This is a genomic window from Microcoleus sp. K5-D4 (assembly GCF_036704575.1).
Lineage (GTDB): Bacteria > Cyanobacteriota > Cyanobacteriia > Cyanobacteriales > Microcoleaceae > Microcoleus.
Window position 1 is genome coordinate 19,286 of the sequence record NZ_JAUBSD010000013.1, and the last position, 21,385, is coordinate 40,670.

The 21,385-nt window shown below is 44.2% G+C and carries 19 protein-coding genes; 5 read left to right on the forward strand and 14 right to left on the reverse strand.

Annotated features, from left to right (window positions below):
* The first annotated feature begins 79 nt into the window (after nt 1-79).
* The gene (locus QUA77_RS06320) at nt 80-1,189 is read left to right on the forward strand and encodes an alpha/beta hydrolase (RefSeq protein WP_333449590.1); all 1,110 of its coding nucleotides are present in this window, start codon (nt 80-82) and stop codon (nt 1,187-1,189) included.
* Between the two features lie 822 nt (nt 1,190-2,011).
* On the opposite strand, the gene QUA77_RS06325 is transcribed toward QUA77_RS06320, so the two are convergent.
* The 5 genes from QUA77_RS06325 to QUA77_RS06345 form a co-directional block, all read right to left on the reverse strand.
* Complete coding sequence (locus QUA77_RS06325; protein WP_333449592.1) at nt 2,012-2,167, reverse strand: hypothetical protein; 156 nt, start codon at nt 2,165-2,167, stop codon at nt 2,012-2,014.
* Nucleotides 2,168-2,291: 124 nt separating this feature from the next.
* Nucleotides 2,292-5,042 (reverse strand): DNA methyltransferase, encoded by a 2,751-nt coding sequence (locus QUA77_RS06330; RefSeq protein WP_333449593.1) that lies wholly within the window; start codon nt 5,040-5,042, stop codon nt 2,292-2,294.
* 487 nt (nt 5,043-5,529) lie between these two features.
* Nucleotides 5,530-5,712, reverse strand: a complete 183-nt coding sequence (locus QUA77_RS06335; protein ID WP_333149533.1) for an SDR family oxidoreductase — start codon at nt 5,710-5,712, stop codon at nt 5,530-5,532.
* A 74-nt stretch (nt 5,713-5,786) separates the two neighbouring features.
* Nucleotides 5,787-6,884, reverse strand: a complete 1,098-nt coding sequence (locus QUA77_RS06340) for a HAMP domain-containing sensor histidine kinase (RefSeq protein WP_333449594.1) — start codon at nt 6,882-6,884, stop codon at nt 5,787-5,789.
* Nucleotides 6,885-7,121: 237 nt separating this feature from the next.
* Nucleotides 7,122-10,457, reverse strand: a complete 3,336-nt coding sequence (locus tag QUA77_RS06345; RefSeq protein ID WP_445302063.1) for a non-ribosomal peptide synthetase — start codon at nt 10,455-10,457, stop codon at nt 7,122-7,124.
* A 538-nt stretch (nt 10,458-10,995) separates the two neighbouring features.
* Here QUA77_RS06345 and QUA77_RS06350 point away from each other — a divergent pair.
* Both QUA77_RS06350 and QUA77_RS06355 read left to right on the forward strand, forming a co-directional pair.
* Nucleotides 10,996-12,783: an EamA family transporter gene (locus tag QUA77_RS06350; protein WP_333449596.1), complete on the forward strand. Its 1,788-nt coding sequence runs from the start codon at nt 10,996-10,998 to the stop codon at nt 12,781-12,783.
* 107 nt (nt 12,784-12,890) lie between these two features.
* Nucleotides 12,891-13,451, forward strand: a complete 561-nt coding sequence (locus QUA77_RS06355) for a Uma2 family endonuclease (RefSeq protein ID WP_333449597.1) — start codon at nt 12,891-12,893, stop codon at nt 13,449-13,451.
* Nucleotides 13,452-13,497: 46 nt separating this feature from the next.
* On the opposite strand, the gene QUA77_RS06360 is transcribed toward QUA77_RS06355, so the two are convergent.
* The 4 genes from QUA77_RS06360 to QUA77_RS06375 form a co-directional block, all read right to left on the reverse strand.
* Nucleotides 13,498-15,528, reverse strand: a complete 2,031-nt coding sequence (locus tag QUA77_RS06360; protein WP_333449599.1) for a bifunctional serine/threonine-protein kinase/formylglycine-generating enzyme family protein — start codon at nt 15,526-15,528, stop codon at nt 13,498-13,500.
* A 409-nt stretch (nt 15,529-15,937) separates the two neighbouring features.
* Nucleotides 15,938-16,564, reverse strand: coding sequence for an FMN-binding negative transcriptional regulator (locus QUA77_RS06365; protein ID WP_333449600.1), 627 nt, complete (start codon nt 16,562-16,564; stop codon nt 15,938-15,940).
* A 237-nt stretch (nt 16,565-16,801) separates the two neighbouring features.
* On the reverse strand, nt 16,802-17,236 hold the full coding sequence (locus tag QUA77_RS06370) for an MAPEG family protein (RefSeq protein WP_333449601.1): 435 nt from the start codon (nt 17,234-17,236) through the stop codon (nt 16,802-16,804).
* Between the two features lie 15 nt (nt 17,237-17,251).
* Nucleotides 17,252-17,674, reverse strand: a complete 423-nt coding sequence (locus QUA77_RS06375) for a DUF6220 domain-containing protein (RefSeq protein ID WP_333449602.1) — start codon at nt 17,672-17,674, stop codon at nt 17,252-17,254.
* A gap of 92 nt (nt 17,675-17,766) precedes the next feature.
* Between QUA77_RS06375 and QUA77_RS06380 the strand changes: the two genes are divergently transcribed.
* Complete coding sequence (locus QUA77_RS06380; protein WP_333449603.1) at nt 17,767-18,510, forward strand: LuxR C-terminal-related transcriptional regulator; 744 nt, start codon at nt 17,767-17,769, stop codon at nt 18,508-18,510.
* A gap of 128 nt (nt 18,511-18,638) precedes the next feature.
* Here QUA77_RS06380 and QUA77_RS06385 read toward each other — a convergent pair whose 3' ends face one another.
* The 5 genes from QUA77_RS06385 to QUA77_RS06405 form a co-directional block, all read right to left on the reverse strand.
* Nucleotides 18,639-19,712 (reverse strand): M14 family metallopeptidase, encoded by a 1,074-nt coding sequence (locus tag QUA77_RS06385; RefSeq protein ID WP_333449604.1) that lies wholly within the window; start codon nt 19,710-19,712, stop codon nt 18,639-18,641.
* Between the two features lie 140 nt (nt 19,713-19,852).
* On the reverse strand, nt 19,853-19,975 hold the full coding sequence (locus QUA77_RS06390) for a hypothetical protein (RefSeq protein ID WP_333037157.1): 123 nt from the start codon (nt 19,973-19,975) through the stop codon (nt 19,853-19,855).
* Nucleotides 19,976-19,993: 18 nt separating this feature from the next.
* Entirely contained in the window at nt 19,994-20,317 is a 324-nt protein-coding gene (locus QUA77_RS06395; protein ID WP_333119678.1) for a hypothetical protein, read from the reverse strand.
* 215 nt (nt 20,318-20,532) lie between these two features.
* Nucleotides 20,533-20,760 (reverse strand): hypothetical protein, encoded by a 228-nt coding sequence (locus QUA77_RS06400; protein ID WP_333119680.1) that lies wholly within the window; start codon nt 20,758-20,760, stop codon nt 20,533-20,535.
* A 132-nt stretch (nt 20,761-20,892) separates the two neighbouring features.
* Nucleotides 20,893-21,114: a hypothetical protein gene (locus tag QUA77_RS06405; protein ID WP_333037160.1), complete on the reverse strand. Its 222-nt coding sequence runs from the start codon at nt 21,112-21,114 to the stop codon at nt 20,893-20,895.
* An 88-nt stretch (nt 21,115-21,202) separates the two neighbouring features.
* Here QUA77_RS06405 and QUA77_RS06410 point away from each other — a divergent pair, with 88 nt between their 5' ends.
* Entirely contained in the window at nt 21,203-21,376 is a 174-nt protein-coding gene (locus tag QUA77_RS06410; protein ID WP_333449605.1) for a hypothetical protein, read from the forward strand.
* Nucleotides 21,377-21,385 lie beyond the last annotated feature (9 nt).

The following is a 21,385-nucleotide window of genomic DNA, read 5'->3' on the forward strand; positions in this document are numbered from 1 at the left end:
ATCGCTTGCTTACTGTGGCCTAACCTGAGTATGATTCTGTTTGAATCCGCAACCAAAATCCTACCCAAGGTTTCAGCTTATGCCGTTCATGCCCTTCAATTTTCTGTTTCTATGGCTGGTGGGACTGCTGTCCATCGGGGTACTTGGCGGAGGTATATACATTATTTACGAATGGTACATCGGCGAACTTGTAGGGAATTCCTACTTAGTTAGCGGAGTCTTGATGCTTCTTTGGTCTGTTGGTGGCCGCTTTATCAGTTTGCCGCTGTTCCGTCGCCCCGGTGCTGACGAACCCAAGCCGACGCGGACGGGTACGGTTCAGCGAGTAGAGAGGCCTGATGGCACTATTTTACAAGTAGAATTCTACGGCCCAGAGGACGGACAGCCGATTATCCTCTCCCATGGTTGGGGGCCCAACAGTATGGTTTGGTATTACGCGAAACGGCAACTAAGCGATCGCTTCCGAGTGATTGTTTGGGATCTTCCAGGTTTGGGAAAATCCACTCGACCAAAAAACAGCGACTACTCCCTAGAAAAATTTGCCCGCGATCTCGAAGCCGTCATTGCCCTAGCAGGAACTAAACCTGTTATCCTACTCGGACACAGCATGGGCGGCATGATTTCTCTAACATTCAGTCGGCTTTTTCCAGAACTTCTAGGTAGTCGAGTAGCTGGTTTAATTCTGGTAGATACGACTTATACTAATCCCGTCAAAACCGCTATTTTTAGCGGTTTATTACGCGCTTTGCAGAAGCCGCTGCTTCAACCTATCCTCTATCTCACAATAGCTCTGGAACCGATTATGTGGGGAATGACTTGGCTGAGCTATCTCAATGGTTCACTGCACATCAGTGTAGAATTATCGGGATTTAAAGGCACTGAAACGCGCGGTCAGTTAGAGTTTTCCGCTTTCTTATCAGCCTTGGGTTCTCCCGGCGTTCTCGCTCGCGGCACATTGGGAATGCTTAAATTTGATGAAACAAAAACTTTGCGATCGATTGACATTCCTGTGTTGGTGATATGCGGCGATTCAGATATTGCCACTACGCCCCCAGCTAGCCTGCGAATGAAAGCAGAATTACCTCAAGCAGAGCTAGTTACTATACAGAAAGGAGGACACATGGCATTAATGGAGCATAACCAGCAGTTTGCCGAAGCTGTCAGGGCCTTCTGCACTGAAATTTCGTGATTTTTAGCTGCCGTCAACCTCACTGGTAAAACCTGCCCCACCCAATCCAAAATACAGCAAATAATTCATTCTCCGGGGTGGGTTTTACCAACAATAACAGCCAACAATTAACAATAGACCTCTTGCAAAAGTCTGGAGGCAAAAGAAGCTGCACCAATAAACTCAGCTTAGAATATCAGGTCTTGATAACACTGGAATAGCTGGACTTTATAATTTTGAAATCAATCAAGTTGAAAAGATTCATAATTTTTGGATCGGGCATTTTGAGTCATCCTGTCATTACTTGGGCAAATATAAAAGAAATTCCACCGGCGCACAAATTAAGAGCCAGGACTTACGGAAGTGTCACAATTAGTAAGGTGCGTCAGATCCGAAACCCTTGATAATCCGTTCATAATCAAAGTTTGACGCACCCTACAAGTCGATTCGAGCGTGCTATTGCAACTAAGTAGGCTGCGATCGCACCCATCGGGCGGTTACGCGATCGTAAGAAGGCGGCGCGGAGGATCGTCGCAAAAAAAGTGAGGCTATCCTACCTGAACTTCCTGCTCAGTTTGAACCTTTGCTAAAGCCGCTTTGAGATTTGCTTCAATCGACTCCACCTCACCCCAATGCTGGCAGTAAACTAGCAGCTTGTTACCTCTCTGAAGGATGAGATTTTGATTCTAGGTAGCTAGACATCAGGCATTGCTTTCTAAATCTTGGCTTTGAAAAATAGCAGGTGTGTCAAACTGTGTCCAGGAAAGATGGCAGCGCGATCGGCAAGCAGTAGTAGTGGAACATCGCCCCTCGTTCCATAAATTGCTCCATCACCAGCAATCTTTACTGATTACTTTCAAGTATTGCCTTCGCCTGCAAAAGTCCTTGAATATTCGTGCTGCGATCGCTGCTAGCTGTTAAATAGATGCGATCGCCATTGGAGTTAAAGGATTCCCTCGCATCTTTGACATTAAAACCTCGCTGTGGTATGACATACATGAATAGAGCAAGATAGTGATTAGAATGCCGATCAATAACCAAACAGGGATAAATTTACTGAGTTTGAGCGATCGCCTAAAAATCACGACTCACAGGAATAGCGATCGCCACATCATCGAATTTATTAACTATCTTTTTTCCTACTTCGCTTTTTCTTCTCGACTTTGAACAGTGGCGCACTTAGGGCTTCATAGAGACTAAATAAATACTCAATGCGATTTAGTTCACTAACAAAGGGTTGGGGACGATAGCAAAGGTCAACGGCTTTGTCTAGGGCTTGATGTGCTTTTACTAAGTCGGGCGGCATGGTGAGAGGATCGTAAAGATCGGCGAGGCTGCTATCGGGATATTTTGCCCTTGTGTCTAATACTGCTTGCGCGGCAGTTTCGACTTTTTGCTTTTGTTTGTCACTTACATTTTCAGGGAATGGATAATTGTTGTAAACGATATCTTTGGAATAACGATAATCGCTTTTTAATCTTCCACATACATACCTAACCCAAGTCATGTGCATCTCGGATGTGAGTATACCAAAATGGTAAAGACTAGAATTAGAAACAACAAATAATAAATCACTAGATAAAGTATTTGAATCACTAAATCCAATTGGGATATACTTTCTACGCTCACTTGAAACCTTGGGAACGATCAAATACTCCCCACTTGGAATATTCTCTACATGAAACCGAGTTGGTGTTTGTGCTAGTTTCTGAGTAGGAATGCTTTTGCTTTCTAATCTTACTTTTTTAACTGCTTCAATTCTCTTCAAGGCTTGAGGCATCTGTTTTAATTCATTAGGCGGACAATCTCCAAGCCATAAGCACCACCTCTCACGATTATTAATAAATTCATCAGATCCTACCCATTTTCTAAACCATTTGGCAGATCGTGGCTCTATCTTGATAAAGTCTTCTTTTTCTGGCGTTGTAAATAGATAGTTCCCGCCATCAATTGGTTTATTACCAATACCTATAGATGGGATATTAGACAACGGATTTTGTCTTCTTTGAATTGTTGTATCTGTTCCATTTACCAAATAAGGATTGATGTTTTTTGCCTGTATTTCCAATGGTTCGCCCTTGATATCCTCATACTCAAAAATACGTTTCTCTGCAATATCAAAGTTCGCAAACCCAATAATAACGCAGTATACAGCAGCATTTTTTCTTGCTTCATTTGCCCACTTAAAAGTTCTATGAGCAAAATGAATTTTTATTTTGTACTCATTAAATAGAACATTCCACAAAATGCCAACCTGTTCGCCTTGAGAAATTGAGTTTGTACTAACAAAAGCTACTTGAATATTTGAATTTTGAATGAGTTCTGCTGCTTTGACATACCAAGCTGAGACATAATCCATAACTCCAGCACCTTTGGCATCGTTAAATATACCAAGAAGATCATCCCTTTGTGTTTCATTCATCATTTTAGAACCGACAAATGGAGGATTACCCAAAATAAAATTTAACTTCTCTTTTGCAACAACAGACCCCCAATCAATCCGCAACGAATTACCATGCACGATCTTCGCCGCCTTCTTCAAGGGCAATCGCACAAAATACTGCCCAAACTCATTACTCACCTTCACATTCATCTGATGATCGATTAACCACATCGCCACCTCAGCCACTCGCACCGCAAACTCATCATATTCAATCCCCGCAAACTGATCTACATCGACTTGAATAATTGAGCGAACATCCATCACCAACTGCCCACTCTTATTCAACTCCAACAAAATCAAAATCTCTAAATCTCGTAACTCCCGATAAGTAATAATCAAGAAATTGCCGCAACCACAAGCAGGATCGAGGAAATGCAAACTCGAAATCTTTTGATGTAACGCCTTTAGCTTGCCCTTACTACTCTTAGCCTTCTCAAACGAACTATACAAATCATCCAAAAAAAGCGGTCTAATCAACTTTTGGATATTCTTCTCAGAAGTATAATGCGCCCCTAAATTTCGCCGTTCCGTCTCATTCATTACTGCCTGAAACATCGACCCAAAAATCGCAGGGGAAATTTTACCCCAATCAAACGCACAAGCCTTTAACAATATTTCACGCATCTGCTTATCAAACGCCGCAGTTTGCAAAAGTTCCTCAAATAACTTCCCATTCACATAGGGAAACTGCGCTAAATTCTCATCTAAATTTTTAAATCGCTTCTCATTTGGGGTATTCAAAACCTGGAAAATCGAGGCAATGTGCATCGCCAAATCACTGCCATCTTCCTTCGTATGCAGATCGATATATTCCCAAAAAATTCCCTTGTTAAAAATCCCCGTATCATCAGCAAACAAGCAAAATAATAGCCGTACCAGATACACCTCTAAGTCATGCCCTGTATAGCCAATTTCTTTGAGGCGATCATGTAGATCCCCCATCAATTCCGCCGCCGCAATATTGACAGGATCTTCATCCTTATAAACCCGTTTTTCATATCCCGCCATAAAGCCGAATAGATGCACATGATTTACAAAATCCTTTAGATCAAACTCTTTAGTTTCGTTTGTATCTAAATCATAAAGCCTGAATTTCTGAAAATCCGACACCAAAATATATTTCGGTAACTCATGCTCCTTTAAATTTGGAAAATAATCTTTTGCTTGTTGTGTAGCCTTATCTAAGTCCTTACCCCTAGACTTATGCTCCACCAAAATCGTCCCCTTCCACAGCAAATCAATAAACCCTTGCTTATTGTCTGCCTTTTTAATTGGTAGCTCAAAACTCCCCACCCGCCGCCGAGTAATACCAAAAACATTAAAAAAGTCATTCCAGAATGATTGCGACTCTGACTTCTCTGAAGTTTCACTTTCCCATTCCTTAGAAAAGGCGATCGCTCTTTGCTTAATCTCATTCCAACTTAGAGGCATATCGGCAAATGTTAAGACATAATTTTAGGCAATCTTTATACTATCATTCAGTTCCTAAAATTAGGGTAGTTGTGAGCGATCGCTTTTGGGGTTAAGCGTTAAGAAACGATCGCCTAAAAATCACGACTCACAGAAATAGCGATCGCAGATTGATTAAACTTGACCGATCGCCTTCACCGCAGCAAGATACCGCTCCTTCACATTTTCGTAGTCCAACTCCTCCGCAATTCCTTCCTGGCCACCGCGTTCAATCATATCGGCATGACGCTTTAGTGTGGTTCGGTCTGGTATTCGGTGAGTAAAGGGCGCGATCGCTGATCTTGTAGGTTAAGTGCGATCGCCTAAAAATCACGACTCACAGGAATAGCGATCGCTTTAGGGTGAGTTAATGAAATGTAACGCTCCTTATTTTTGTTTGAACGAAAGCATTCTGTTCGGAAATGTAGGGAGTGAGAGATTTTCCAAGCACATCAAGGTAAAAACTTCGCTACACAATCGATCGCACCACTCCACCCTCAACTCGCAGGGCAGCACCATTAATCGCAGAAGCTAAGGGACTGGCAACAAACGCAACTAACGCAGCAACTTCAGAGGTTGAAGCAAATCGCTGAATTAGCGAAGATGGACGCATCTTAGTGCGTAGGTTGGGTTGAGGAACGAAACCCAACATTTTCGCTACAATTTTCCTTAACTGAACCGTATTGTTTTATACTCTATTTTTCTTCTTAGTCTTAATGTCCCGAACTAAAGAAGAATCTTTGATAAATTGATAATGAAGCTTGTCCCCTTGCCCTCTGCACTTTCAACCGCAAGTGTCCCTTTATGGGCTTCAATAATACTCTTTGCTAAAAATAATCCTAATCCCCAGCCGGTTTGCTCCTGGGCACAAATGGTTCGACGAAATTGTTGAAATAGGATGGATTGAGCGTCTAGGGCGATCGGATCGCCTTCATTATGGATAGTAAGGCTGATCTGCGTTTCAGTTTGCTGGAGCGTGAGTGTAATCGGCGTACTAGCACTACCATATTTCACAGCGTTAATTGCTAAATTTTCAATCACCCGCCGTATTTCTTTACGGCTGCAAAAAGTTCTCATATCAGAATCAGAGACCACAACAAACCGCTCTCCATAAGCGAAGCTCAAATCTTCTACTACCTCTTGGACTAGCACCTTTAAATCGCATTCTTCAACTTCAATCTTTAAGCTCTGTCCTGCCCGCAGCCGACTCGCATCAAGCAGATTTTGAATCATCGAATCCAGCCGATTGATCGCACTGAGCATCCTCGCGGCCACATCCGCGTGGCTATCTCCTCGTTCCAGCCGCCGCAGAGTTAGTTGAGTTCCCATTTTTACGACATTGATGGGATTTCTGAGATCGTGAGTTAGCGTCACCATAAATAGTTCTTGAATATCTCGCAGCGTTTCGGAGAATTGAGTGGCCGCGTCATTAACGGCTTGCTCAATGGAGCCGATAATAATGTCTCTATCCTCCACTCCTAAAGGTGCTTCTTCTTCTAAAACTTGAAATATTACTTGACGGAGGAGGTGATACTCGAAAATGAGGTGACTCATGGAGTAGTCCGCATACCCCGCCCGTTCATGCCCATGCAGCTTGCCAATCCGCGTACTTTCTACCTCGTCGGCTGTAATTCGCGCAGATGTCCTGACAATTCTGTTTGAGAGTTCATCTACCAGTTGGTTTAAGTAGAGAGGTAGGGAATCTTGCAAGACAAGAGAATCTTGATGTGTTGATGCGCTGACTTCCTCACGCGCCCGCTTCTCCCACATCCGCATAATTTTTTCAGCATTTTGTTTAAGATGGTCAGACGCTTGGTTGGACATCGTTTCGGATTTTCTTGATGACTGGCTGTTGAGAAAACATTTTCTCCCTTATTTTTAATGCCCTGCAAGCAATTTTGCAAGTATATAGGCAGCCTCAGCCTTTAGGAGGTTAGGAAGTAACAGGTCTACATCTCCTCGTGAAGCAGACTTGAATATCAGTTCCCATTGCGGTAATTTCTACCGACAGGCAAATGCCAATTCCACAAAACAATCAAAATCATCCAATTATGTAAGCCCTTAAAATTCCACATCTTCGCGCTCATTTTCGTCTGTTCTGGGAGTATCCAAACCAGTCGCTGCCCAGCGCATTGTTTCAATGTATTTTGCCAGACTCGCCACAGTCGGAGCCTCAAAAAAATTGCTGACCGATAACTCGACTTGCAAAGCGTCTCGGATGCGAGAAATCAACTGAGTTGCTAGCAGGGAATGCCCGCCTAGTTCAAAGAAATTATCATAGATACTAACCTGCTGTTTTCCCAAAACTTTAGCCCAAATTTTCCCGATCGCCTTTTCGAGATCAGTCCGAGGCGCTACATAGTTTTCTGTTAGATCCTCGCTGTCTGTATCTATATCAGGCAAGGCGCGGCGGTCTACTTTGCCATTAGGCGTCAGTGGCATATTCTCCAACACTGCATAAGTTGCAGGAACCATATATCCTGGTAACTTTTCTTTCAAAAATTGGCGCAACTCACTTGACTTAAGATTTTGAGTTTCTAATTTTTCCTTAATGCCGTCAGGAATAACATAAGCTACCAAATGTTTATCGTCGGGGATGTCTTCCCTCACAATTACTACTGCTTCGCGCACTTGTGGATGCTGGCACAAAGCCGCTTCAATTTCTCCCAATTCTATGCGGTAGCCGCGAATTTTTACTTGGTCGTCAACGCGGCCTAAAAACTCGATGTTGCCGTCAACCTGATAGCGGCCTAAATCACCTGTTTTATAAAGGCTAGAACCAGATTTGTTGCTAAAAGGATTGGGAATGAATGCAGCAGCAGTTAAATCAGGCTGGTTGAGGTAGCCTTTCGCCAGTCCGTCACCGCCGACGTACAATTGACCTATAACGCCGATCGCCACCGGCTGCAAATCCGCATCGAGGAGATAAATTTGCGTGTTGGCGATCGGGCGGCCGATGGGGATAGATGTTGCGGTTTCGGGTACGTCTTGCACGCAATAATAAGCCGAAAATGTGGTATTTTCTGTAGGCCCGTAAACGTGAATTAATTGAGTGGTTTGCGCCTGTTTTAGAACTTTTTTAACCCATCTCATATCGACCGCTTCTCCGCCAAACAGCAAGCAGCGCAGCGAATTAAAAGCTTGCGGTAAAACTCTAGCAATTTGTTGAAATAAGGCAGTTGTTAAAAACAAAACTGTGATTCCTTGTTGGCGCAGTTCTAAGGCTAAATCGTGAGGCGAAAGGGTAATATTTGTGCTAATTCCCACGAGTTGAGCGCCGTTAAGCAAGGCTCCCCAAATCTCGAATGTGGCTGCATCGAATGAAGCGTTTGATGCTTGGGCAATTTTATCGGTAGGTTCTATTTTTATATAGTTGGTGTTGAGTACCAGCCGATTTACTGCTTTGTGGGTGACAGCAACTCCCTTGGGTTTTCCTGTGGAGCCAGATGTGTAAATAACGTAAGCTAGGTTGTCTGCTGTTGCGGTGTTGGCGGGATTTTCGGCGCTTTCTTTGGCTATGTCTTCCCAGTCGCGATCGAAGTAAATCACCGAGTTTGAGAAGTCTCGGAAATTCTCAATCAATTTATCCTGAATTAGCAAGACTTTAACTCGAGCATCTTCCAGCATCAAGTTTAGCCGATCGCGCGGATAGCTCGGATCTAACGGTAGGTAAGCCCCTCCCGCTTTCAGTACAGCCAACATCCCGACAATTAGGTCGATCGATCGTTCTGCACAAAGCCCCACTAAAACCTCCGCCCCCACGCCCAGTTTTTGTAGGTAGCGCGCCAGTTGGTTGCTGCGACTGTTGAGTTCTCTGTAAGTGAGGTGCTGGCCCTCGAAAGTTAGGGCGACATCCTCCAGATGCTGCTGGACTTGCTCTTCAAATAACTGATGAATGCACTTATTTTGAGGATAATCTGTCCGAGTATCGTTCCATTCTCTGAATAATTGATTCACTTCATCCTCGCTCAATAAAGGTAAGTTAGCGATTCGTTGTTTTGGATTAGCAACAATGCTTTCCAGCAGCGTTTTAAAATGCCTCAGCATTCGGGCGATCGTAACTTCATCAAATAAATCCGTATTGTACACAGCTAAGCCTCTGAGGCCTTCCGAATCTTCCCAATGTTCGCCGTACCTGCTCCTAAAATTATCCGAAGCTTCCCATAAATATAGCTCTAAATCAAAGCGCGTTGTTTGAGTCTCGAAAGGGAAAGAACTCAACTTTAATTCGGGCAATTCTAGTTCGTCTAGCGGCGCATTTTGCAGTCCGAATACCACCTGAAACAGCGGGTGGCGATTCAACGATCGCTCTGGGTGCAATTCCTCGACGAGCTTCTCAAAAGGCAAATCTTGGTGAGCATAAGCTCCCAGAGTTACTTCCCGCACTCGGCCCAAAAAATCTCGAAATGTCGGGTTTCCCGAGCAGTCTGTTCGCAGCACTAAAGTATTGACAAAAAAACCGATTAATGCTTCAATTTCGCTGCGGTTGCGATTGGCGATCGGCGAACCGACAACAATATCTTCTTGTTGCGAGTAACGGTAAAGCAAAGTTTGAAATGCAGCGAGCACTGTCATAAATAAAGTCGCTCCTTCTCGCTGCGAGAGCGCTAAAAGTGCGTTTTTTAGCTTTTTAGGCAGTTCTAAATATTGAGTTTTTCCCCGATAATTTTGCATAGCTGGTGCAGGGCGATCGGTCGGCAAATTTAACACTGAAATCCCGTGCAATTGCTGCCGCCAATAAGCTAGCTGAGTTTCTAATACTTCACCTTGCAGCCATTCGCGCTGCCACTCTGCAAAATCGGCATATTGAAGTGATAATTCTGGGAGGGGAGATAGCTGTTGATTTATCAAAGCTGTATAGATAGCCTCCAGTTCTCGAATTAACACACCGATCGACCAATCATCGGAGGCTATGTGGTGCATATTTAGCAAGAGAATATGCTCGGTTTCTTTCAGCCGCAGGATGGTGACTCGCATCAGCGGCCCGGTGGATAAATTGAAAGGGCGAAGAGATTCGGCTGCGGATAGTTTTTTTGCTTCTGTTTGCTGTTGTTCTGGTGGCAAATCTTGCAAGTCTAATACTTTTAAATTAGTCTTGAAATCGGGAGAGATTATCTGCACTGGTTGACCTGATACCGCTGCAAAAGTGGTTCGCAAAGTTTCGTGGCGCTGCACTATTTCGTTGAAGGTTTGCTTTAAGGCTGTTAAGTTGAGGGAACCAGTTAAGCGCAGTGCTGTTACTACATTATAGAAAGGGTTTTCCGGTGCGAATTGGTCGAGAAACCACAAGCGCTGCTGGGCAAATGAGGCGGGAAAGACAAAGACTTCGCCTTCTGAGGAAATATTCAGTTTTTCTATATCCTTTGTAAAGGAATTGTCATAAATTTCGGAGGCCATATCTGTTGCTCTTGGGGGATGAGATGTGTTAATTTTTGGATGGCGCGGGGGTGGCTTTTTCAGGGTGCGATCGCCTCTTAAAACTTTCGCGAGCAAAAGATCGGAACTGTTAAAATCATAAACCTGGGTGCGGGAGTGCGGGAGAAAGGCGGGCAAAAGAAACCGGATTTCTGGCCGCAGCATTAAGTTATCCATTGAGGGGCTAGGAGTGCGACCCCCCAATCAAATTTAGTCGCGGAAGGGCCTCTTAGGCTTGTGATTCGGGTGCAATCGGGTGAGTTAGATGCGAGAATTACCGGGAGCAATCCGTGGAGAGGTCATGCTGTAGTATGATTTCTAATTGCACAAAGTGTTCTTGGGGCGATTCCCTACCGGATAGCTTTGCTTCACGCAATTTTCTCACATTTGTAGCTTAGCGACTACTATTGATTCAACAGTGTCCGCAATCTTTTAGAGCCACTCACTAGAACTTGCGGCCTGATTTGGCAAAATACTTAAGAACAGTGAACGTGCAGTTTAAATTAGAGGTTATAGGCTAATGGCGCAGCGGAACGTATACTCGTCAAAGGGCGAGCCAGAGGATGCACAATCAGCAGAAGAAGTCCTCCACTCAGTAATGCAAGAACTGGACGCTTTGCATCAAAATGTCAAAGGCCAGTTAAATCAAGACATTACTCGGCTGCAAACTGAAAAAAATCACCTGATTGAAGATATTGAAGACCTCCGGGAGCAATATCGCAAATTGCAGTCTCAGCAAATGGAATCTCTGTCGGGGCGATACATTCAGCAGCAGCAATTGTGGCTGAAGCAGTTGGCTCAAGTTTTGGCTCACAATTTGCAGGATTTGTTGGTGCAGCGGTTCAACGAACTCAGCGCTAACTCTGGAAATTCTCTCAGCAGCCCGATTCCCAGCGGCGAGTTCCCGATACCCCTGCCGCCGAGCAACTACGACGAACGAGCCTCGCAGTTGCTGGCGGCGCTGGATGAAAGGATCGATCGCAGTTTCCAGATGCTGGAACAAGATTTAACGAGTTACGAAAGCGAGCTTTCCGTGCGGCTCAATAACATGAAAACCCTGGAACTGCAAGGGGAAGAGCTGTTACAAAATCTCGTAAACCGCATCAGGGAAGAACTCGAATCAGAAGAAGAATATCTTGAGAATCCTTTCGATGCTCAAGATTCCTATGTCGAGGAATCAACTAATTCTGTTAATTCTGTTAATTCTGTCCGCCCGCAACTTCTGCAGCCAACACCTGTGGAAACGCCGCGAGAACCGGTTCCACAGCCTTCTTCAGCGCCACCGACGGCACCCGCTAAAGTAGCTTCTCAAGTGCAGACAGGTTTGGTGCTGGCTTTGTCTTCGGCGGTGGTATTGTCGCTGTTTAATGTTTGTTTGAGAATTCTGATTAAAGGCAAAAATCCTCGGGTGGTTTTTGGGTTGTTTGAATTTCCGGGGGTGGTGACTCCGGGTTTTGGAAATTCTTTGTTGATTTTGTTGATGCGGCTGATCGTGGTGATGGCTTTGATGCCGATATTGGCGACATTTCTGTATCCTTCTGTGTGGAAAGATATTAGACGGTTGTTCCAGTCGGGCGATCAATCTTTGTGGGGAAAGGTTTTAGGAAGCGCATTTTTTCTGTTTTTGTCTCAGGTTTTGATTTATTTGGCGATCGGCAATATTCCAGCGGGGATTGCGATTACGATTTTCTTTATTTATCCGATCGTCACCGTACTAGGTTCTTGGATCTTGTTTGGCTCTCGCCCCAGCACAGTCGGCTTTTTGGCGATAGTGGGGATTACCGCAGGTTTGATTTTAGTTGGGTGGCCGAGTTTTGCGGTTCAACCTCCGGGCGGTGGCAATGTCGGGGTGGGAGTCGCTGCAGCACTGGCTTCTGGGATTACCTTTGCAGGTTACGTATTGCTGACGCAAATGGCCGCGGGCAAGCTGCATCCAATTCCTTTTAGTTTAGTTAATTTCGCCGCGATTTTTGTATTTTCGTCCCTGAGTTTGTGGGTGCCGCTGTCGGAAAATTTTTCTCCTAAAATCGACCAAAATGTTTGGCCCGGTTTGATTATGGGAGGCGTGGTTTTAGGGGTGCTGACGCTGTTTAGCTATCTTTTGAATAATTTTGCCATCCGCTTTGCGGGGGCTGCCTTAGCGTCAGTAATTGGCACTTTGGGGCCGGCAATGACCGCACTATTCGGTTTTCTAATTATCAATGAGAAGTTGCAGCCTGTGGCAATTCTGGGCATGGCTGTGGTGACGTTGAGCGTGGCTGCTATGAGTGTGGAACGCATAGTCACTCCTCAAAAGAAGGCTAGTTAAGGCAAGAATTTGTCCTTCATAATAGATATCAGAACCCCGACTTTTAAACAGTCGGGGTTCTGATATCTATCCCATTTAAAATCTAAAATCTAAAATCTACTTTACCTATGACTACAGTCATTAAAATAACGCCCAACTTAGAGGAGTTCCTCAAACTTCCCGAAACGGAGCCAGCTTCTGAATATATCAACAAAGAAATCATTCAAAAACCCATGCCTCAAGGTGAACATAGCAGATTGCAAGGTAAGCTTTGCAATGTCATCAACCAAATAGTCGAAACACCAAAGATTGCTTATGCTTTTCCAGAGTTGCGTTGCACTTTCGGCGGTGTATCACTCGTCCCAGATGTAGCAGTATTCCGGTGGGAAAGAATTCCTTTTCTACCATCGGGTAGAATTGCTAACCGCTTTGAAATTTATCCAGACTGGGCGATTGAAATTCTTTCTCCCGAACAAAGCCAAACAAAAGTGCTTGCTAAATTACTTGCTTGTTCGCAACAAGGCACTGAATTGGGGTGGTTAATGATTCCAGAAGAAGAAAGTATTTTAGCGGTATTTTCCGGCCAAAGAGTGGAGTTGTACGAAGGTGCAACTGATTTGCCAATACTTAATGGCATTGAGTTAGAATTGACTGTTGAAACAGTTTTTAGCTGGTTGAGTTTTAGTTAAGTTAAAAAGTTTGTGAAGCGGAACTATCCCAAGGGAATCGCCATTCTTAAACAACAGAAACAACCACTCGAAAACCAACAATACTAGCCTTGCAATCAGGCTGATATCTGAGGCGACACGCGCTGCGACAATTCGGAGGATGATCGTTCCAAGAACCCCCCCGCAACAACCTCAGCGAACAGTCCCCGTCAGACTCCCAAACGCTACCATCCGCAGGCGCACCGTTATAATTATTGTGCCAAGAATCCGCGCACCATTCCCAAACATTTCCGTGGAAATCGTACAATCCGAAAGCATTAGGTTTAAAACTGCCCACATCTGTCGTTTGAAAGCGATAAACTCCCTTCGGCGCGTCAGCGTAATTAGAATTTCCGTTGTAATTGGCTAAGTCGCTGGTAATCGTTTCCCCAAAGTGAAACGGCCCCGTAGTTTTCCCCCGGCAAGCATATTCCCATTGCGCTTCGCTAGGCAAGCGATAATTCTTACCAGTTTTGCGAGAAAGTCGATCGCAAAACTCCACAGCCTCGTACCAAGATACATTTTCTACAGGTCGATTTGCACCTTTAAAACGGGCAGCATCGGGATTGAGAAATATTTTAATTTCCGGCAGGGCCGCCACTGCTGCCCACTGGGTCTGAGTGACTGGAAATTTGCTAATATAGAAAGATCCTAAAGTTACTGGGTGCTGCGGTTTTTCGTCGCTGTCACCCCGATTTTTTGGAGAACCCATGAGGAAAGTACCGCCAGGAACAGATACCATTTCCATCAGTGTACTGCTACCAAGATGTTCTTCAAAAAAACGCGCTTGCCCGCTGTTAACCTTAGTTTGCTTCCCGCGCTTGTCTACTGTCACCACCTGAAATTTAAAAGTGCTTTTGACAGCGGGCATTCTCTGCGATGCCGGGTTCGGAGGCGGATTGGTGCGGGATTTTACCCTGCTATTGACAGAGATATTGCTATTGATTTGCCCGCTTTGATTGAGCGGAGTATGGATAGCAAGGGGCCCTCCCTTGGTCACAGAAGAATTTAAAGCAAGTGGGCCTCCCTTGGTCACAGAAGAATTTAAAGAAAGTGGTCCTCCCTTGACAAAAGGGGGTTGGGGAGGTAAACAATAGAGATTTAAAGCTTTAATTACTTCATCAGCAGATTGATATCTATTTTTGAGATAATCTTCAATTAACTTATCTAAAATTTTTGTCAACTCGCTGCTAATTTTTGTGCCTGCTGGCAAGCGTTCTCTCCACATCCAGCCGCCGTTTATCGGGTCATAAAGGTCATCGGAACCGTCAACTTTTGGCAAACATTGAGTTAGCAGTCTCAGGCAAGTTATTCCCAAACTGTACAAATCGCTTCCGGGGAAAACTTGACCGCGCATTTGTTCTACAGGCGAATATCCGGGCGTTCCTACCGTCGTGCCTACTTTGCTCATCAGCGAGCCCGTCACTTGCTTGGAAATACCGAAATCTATCAAAACTAACTCTCCCCGCCCTCCTCTTCGGAAAGCTGAATTCCGAAAATTTCCCGCCTTTGGCAGGGAGGAGCTAACAGAGGTGCGGCGCCGCATGATATTCTCAAGTTTGATGTCTCGGTGAATGACATGGCGATCGTGCACAAATTTCAAAATCGGCAGTACATCTGCCAACAACTGCCAAATTTTTTCTTCGCTAAAAACACCCTGCTGAGTTAATTCTGCTAGTAAAGTTTGCCCCTCAATCAACTCTTGTACTAAATAAAGTCGCTTGTCTTGTTCAAAATAAGCAATTAATCGAGGAATTTGGGGATGTTCACCGAGTTCGTAAAGTCGTTTCGCTTCTTCTTTAAACAATTGTGAGGCTTTTTCAAGTGCTGAGGTTCCTTGAAATTGGGGTACAAACTGCTTAATTACGCAGGGATCGTCCATGCGATCCGTATCTACCGCTTCATAAGTTCTCCCAAATCCCCCTTCGCCCAACAGTCGAATCACGCGGTAGCGGTTTCTGAAGAGAGGCGTGAGGTCGGACTGGCCGCAACTTTGACAAAATTTAGAGTTGTCGGGATTGAAAGGATGAGAACACCTGGGATTAGAACAGTAGAACATATCTGGGAAGAAATGATCCGGTTAAGGTTATGATATACCTTTTATGTCGGTCTGCCTCCTCATGGAGCTATAAAAATTAGAAAGAGATTTGAAGAAAAAAAATCATATCCTGATCGACTAATTTTCGCAACCCTCTCACCGCCGATAGTCCTCGTCGCAGTCCCCAATCGACTTATACAAATCTCTAGATTTATCAAAAATAGGGCCGAACCGATCGACATCCGTAGTATTTAGTATCAAATTAAACACTCTAGAATTATCTGCCTAATGTTCGGATACTTCCAGCCTAAGACCAAGGATTGAGCCCCAGAGCAGGTGGGTCTAAAACATCATTAAAATTAGTCAAAGCTAAATGTTTAATTTTCACTTCATCCTAAATTTAAGCAGCAGCAATTGTGCGCTCCACAGTCTAATTCGATTCCAGGTTCTGTTTCATCTCGACACCCACCGCACGAGCGGCCGGATCAAAACTCTGTAGTAGTGTGTTTGACACAGTTTCTCGATCGACTTGGCTGCGGTTTTGACTGAGCTTGTACTTTCTTTCCAGTCGAGTTACAGTCATCTCAAATCCTACAATACCATCCATCATCCCTTCACGGAATTGATTTGATAAACCGTCCCAATGCGATTGGTAGTCAACCTCGTAGGCGTCTATCATCTGATTTATCATCTTGTTCATGGCTTTTGGTGAGTCATTGAGCATGATGATTTTGGGAACACCATACGCATGAACAGCAATATAGTTCCATGTTGGTACGCTCTCGTGTTTTTCATACTGTGTAGGGGAGATGTAAGCGTGCGGCCCGGTAAAGATAGCCAATGACTCAGCAGATCCGAAGGCTTGCCATTGAGGATTTTGCTTCGAGAGATGACCGCTCAATTTTACGACCTGCCCTTGCATTGCGATGACGAGAGGAATATGTGAAGCACAAGGTACAGCCTCTACGCTAGATACCAATGTTGCAAAACTATTGGCTCTCATGAAAGCAACCAGTTTATCAAGATTGTCTTCTTGAAAAGCAGTTGGTCTATACATGGAAATTTAATCGGGAGTTCAATCTCTCGTCCATTATACTACTCGCACAGAATTGAAGAGCGATCGCTCTACTGGTAATTTTAAAGTATTGGGTATTGCGATCGCGATCTAACGACTCGGTTCAGTGGCAGACCGCCCCGCCAGACCCCAAACACACACGCAGAAACAGGGTGGAGTTTCCGCTGCACCCTCATTGTTCGGCGCCTGTTGATAACTTGATACCTCCTTTGAACGATGTTAGTTGATTGTGCCAAAGTGGATAAGTGCTGCGCGGATCGCGATGAACCACACCGCGAGTGTGGCAAATAGGTAGAGGTAGAACCGAAGTATGATGAGATTGAATGTGCAATGAACAGCACTATGCAATGTACGAAATACAACGAATACCCACGCGGCGTTCACATACACTGTATCCACCTGCTTTGTGATGAACAGGTATAGGACAAGCGCATAGAAAAGTACCGGAATCTCGAACAGGTTTTTTAGGTTATCCGATGGATTGGATACGCTGGGTGGCGAAATTTGTGCCAGGGCGCCCGGTACAGCAAGTTCATTCTGAGCGAGCTTGATACTGGTGATAAAACTGATACGGCGGATGTACATATACGCCCAAACTAAGAATGTTAGAAACACTGTTGCAAAGAAGGGACTAAAAATTGTATCTTGCGTCATTTATACCTCTCAAATTTAATGGTTATGATTGTTGGTGGGCGAGAAAGTACGCCCTAGGGAATGTACAAGGCTTGAAGAAACATAGAGTAATGTAAATCCAATTAGAGGATGGAGTATTTCCAGGTGAAGAGGACTTTTGAGATGAATGCTGGAAAATTGTAGCCCAAGCAGCACTGGCAAACTTGCGGCGAGATTTCGTATTCTGCGTGAGAAGGGCGCGATTAACGACCATCCCAGTAATACTAATGACAGCCCACTGTACCCTCGCACGAACCAAACATGAATATTCCACCATGCAGGATTATTGAAGTAGGCAACTCCAACCGTTAATAACTGAGCAATCAAGCAGACATTAAAGATGATTGAAGTCACATAAAAGCTGATGAGTATCACACGTGTGGGAGTGCGATCAGGCTCGATTTCCGAACTGGTTGTCATGTCAAGTTGCTTTGGAGTTTACAAGGATAATATAATTCGAGTATTGCAATGCTTCTAGACCTCGATCGGGTACTCTTTTTGACACCATGACCATGAACAGTCCCTTGCAGCTTTTATTTGAAGCGCTCGACCAGGTAAAGGACGAACAAGATTTGCGATCGCAAGTCCTGCCCAAAATCGGCGAGTATTTTGCAGCTAAACGATCGGGAATCTTTTTCTTCGATCAACTGCCCTTGGTAGATAGTAATCTTCAGAAAATACTGAAAGTTGGGCTATCGATCGAACACAATCCTGTTGTGCGTTATTTAGCGGAGCGCCACGCTCCTGTCCATGAAGCATTGGTGGCATCTCCCAAGGTTTGGACAATAATTTGTCCCCGACCCGATCATTGGCACGTGATGGCGGGGCCGATTGTCAGTCGCGGTCAATTAATGGGTGTAGTGGGTTGTACGCGCGAACAGTCAATGCCCGCTTTCGATACAGAAAATCTAGCGGATTTGAGTGCGATTTGTTTGCACTTGTCTGTTTGGGCTGCAACAGTACGCGAAGCGAAGCTATCCCGTAGGGAATCGCAACACCAACCTTTCAAGACCTCACGCCTAACGCCTCGTGAATTGCAAATTGCCGAATTGGTTGCTTTGGGGCGAACCAACGCAGAAATCGGGAGGGAACTTTGGATTACTGAGAATTCAGTGAAGCAAGCTTTGAAGCGAATGTTCCGTAAGCTTGAGGTTTCGTCTCGTGCAGAAATGGTTGCACAGCTTTCCGCGACAAAACACCATTTGCCAAGTGTAAAAAGCTCTCTATCCCACTTGATGCAGAACATCCACCAATAAACTTAACGCTAGAAACATCAAGAGCGATCCTCTTCGAGGGCTTCGCTAACGTATTGAATTGAAGGGCGATCGATCTACTGGTATTTTTAATGTATTGAGTATTGCGATCGCTTACCGTCGCAACTCCTTCAGTCCATCAACGCTCGTTTACAAACATCAAGTCCTTGAGTTAAGCATTGTTCTCGCCACTTGCGAGATCTGGGTGCAAACATTTCTACCAACTGGTTTTTTGTCCATTCATAGTTCTGGTCTGACTTACCCCACCAGTAAGCACGATTCTCCGCCCGCAATGCCTTCAAAACTTTAATCGTTGAGTAAGTGCCAAATTCTGCAGTTAGTAAATCATAGCGACACTCTGGTAGAAGAGCTTGGCACCATGTTTTTAATCCACCGCGAATTGGATATGACACACCTTCTGTATTGTTCGGTTCTATTTTTTCTGCTCCAAATCGTTGAGCTAGTCTTGAACAAGATTCTGATGTTGCAGATCCGTCAAACAAAAGCTTATAAGTTCCCCAGCGCCCTAAACCTGTGTGGAAATCAATATGCACTACCTCAGAAGCATTACCAATCCATTGGGGCAAATTGCTAGCTAGAATCTCTTGAGTTTTGGATGGAGCATGACCACCAAAAAACAGCCCCTTTGGAAAATCGTATTGCCCTACAGGAAAAGTGTTTTTCAAACTCGTCATTCCATATTTCAAAATCAGCCAGAGAGATTGAAAAATATAAGGTTCAAAGCGTGATGGCGACGACGTTGAATTTAGAAAGGAATTGAATTTAGGATAATCCTTTGGGCTGCCATCAAAAATTTCTTCAGATAATAAAAAGTTACGGTTTAAGTCTATGTTGTTTTCATTCCAACGTCGTCGCCATGCAAAACCATAAGGATTCAGAGCATGAATAAATATAACCTTAAAATCAGGCGACAACGATCTGAGAAGTTGGTGATTTTCTAACAAGGTAAGTTGAATTGCAGAGCCCAGAAAGCCTTCTACTCCATGCAAGCCACTAGAAATGACTACACATCGTCGTGGGTTGGAAGAACCACCGATAGCCACATCAATAGTTAATTCTTCACCAGTTGGACTAACCTGCTCGATTGGATAGGCAGTGTCCTGATAACCGACAGATGAAGATGCTGCTCGAAATCGCTCTCGTGCCGTAATGTAGTTGGGTGAAAATGCTTCTGAATAGCTCATAAATTTTAATTACCCACCAGTAAGCTTACAACTATGCTTCAACAAATAACTCAGAGCGTATAACTATTAATTATACTGTAGTTGCTGTCTAACACTTCGATCGCCCAAACTAATATCACACTATCCATAGGACAATAAGGCTAGAAACTCAGAGAGCGATCCTCTTCGAGGGCTTCGCTAACGCACCGAATTAAAGAGCGATCGCCCCCAGGTAATTTTGAAGTATTGGGTTTGGCGATCGAGTGTGGGAAACTACAATTCATCAAATGAATGATTAGATATTACTTTGTAGTTTGGGGCAATAATTGATTTAGTGCACCACACAAGTATCCCTTCACCGTGTCTTTACTTGCACCCACCCCACTGGGAAGGGTAAAGATCATCTCAACATTTAATAGATTGCCGTCCATTGAGGCAAATACATCAATTGGCAAAGCACGCTGAAATGCTGTGGCGGGATTTTCTGCTTTCATTACACCTAAGTTCAGATCCGTGCTGAGAGTCTTGATGCCTTCGCGGGCCAAAATGGGTCGTAATTGGGAAAATGCTCTCTCTATCGATAACCCCTCAACCTGAACACGTGCAGAAAAGGCGGCACCATTCAAAAAGTCCCCCTTTTTTTGAAAGCTTTCCTCGCAGGTTGTGGCAACAGCGGGGGTGGCTAAACATATGAGAGCTAGAGTCAAGACAAGCGATCGCATATTAGCTTAGTTATAAAAATGAAACGAAACAATCATCAAGATTATGATGACCCATTATAGGATTGTTTGGCAAGTGATGCAAATACCTTCGATGGTTTTTAGCATGAGTTGCAGTCCGGTTAGCATTCGCTGCTATCCTCCCAACTAGAGAAACTAGAATAATTAAGGGTAAAGACTAAAAGAGCGATCGTACTTAAGTGAACCTCGTAGTGAATAGAAGGTCGATTTAATGCTCGATTCTCATCTTCCAACCACATTTTACTCGCTTCACGTAAGTTCGCTTGTATGTCGTCTAAAGTTTCTCCTTGAGAATGCGCTCTCTTAGAAAACGGAAACATAGAGTACATATAAATCAGGGTCAGAGTCTTTCGGAACCACCCCAGTGAACGTTCTTATGAATTCCAACTCTAACAGCTTGACTTTCAAGCAAAATCCAATAAAATTAAGTTTAGCCTATCTATCACCTACCATACGTGAAATTACTTAGAGAGACGCTCAATGACACTACCTACAGATGCAGCAAGTTTATATCCAATAGGGATACCCAAAAGTCTAGCATTTGGATGTTTCGCACTCAGGTAATCAGCAGCGTGTAAACCATTTTCATCAACTTTAGAGTCGCCTGTTTCTATATCAAGGATGACCATCTTGCCAATATTATCTTCTAACTCAATTTTTGGGGGTATGCTGCTCTCATACAAATGTTTCGCTCGACGCGAACACTAGCGCTCGGTCGCAGTGCTGCAAATATGTGGTAGTAGGATGTATAATAGTAAGTTGGAATAATTCATGCTGAAACAGGTAAGCTACTGGGATGTGAAAAACCTGAGTTCGGAAAACTTTAAGCATCTGTGCGAAGTACAGCGAGAGACGTTTAAACAGATGATTGAGGTAGTGCGATCGGATAATTTATGTGAATGCGCCTTCTTACTTGCCCAACTCCAGCAGAAGTATTATAGATAAATATCCGAC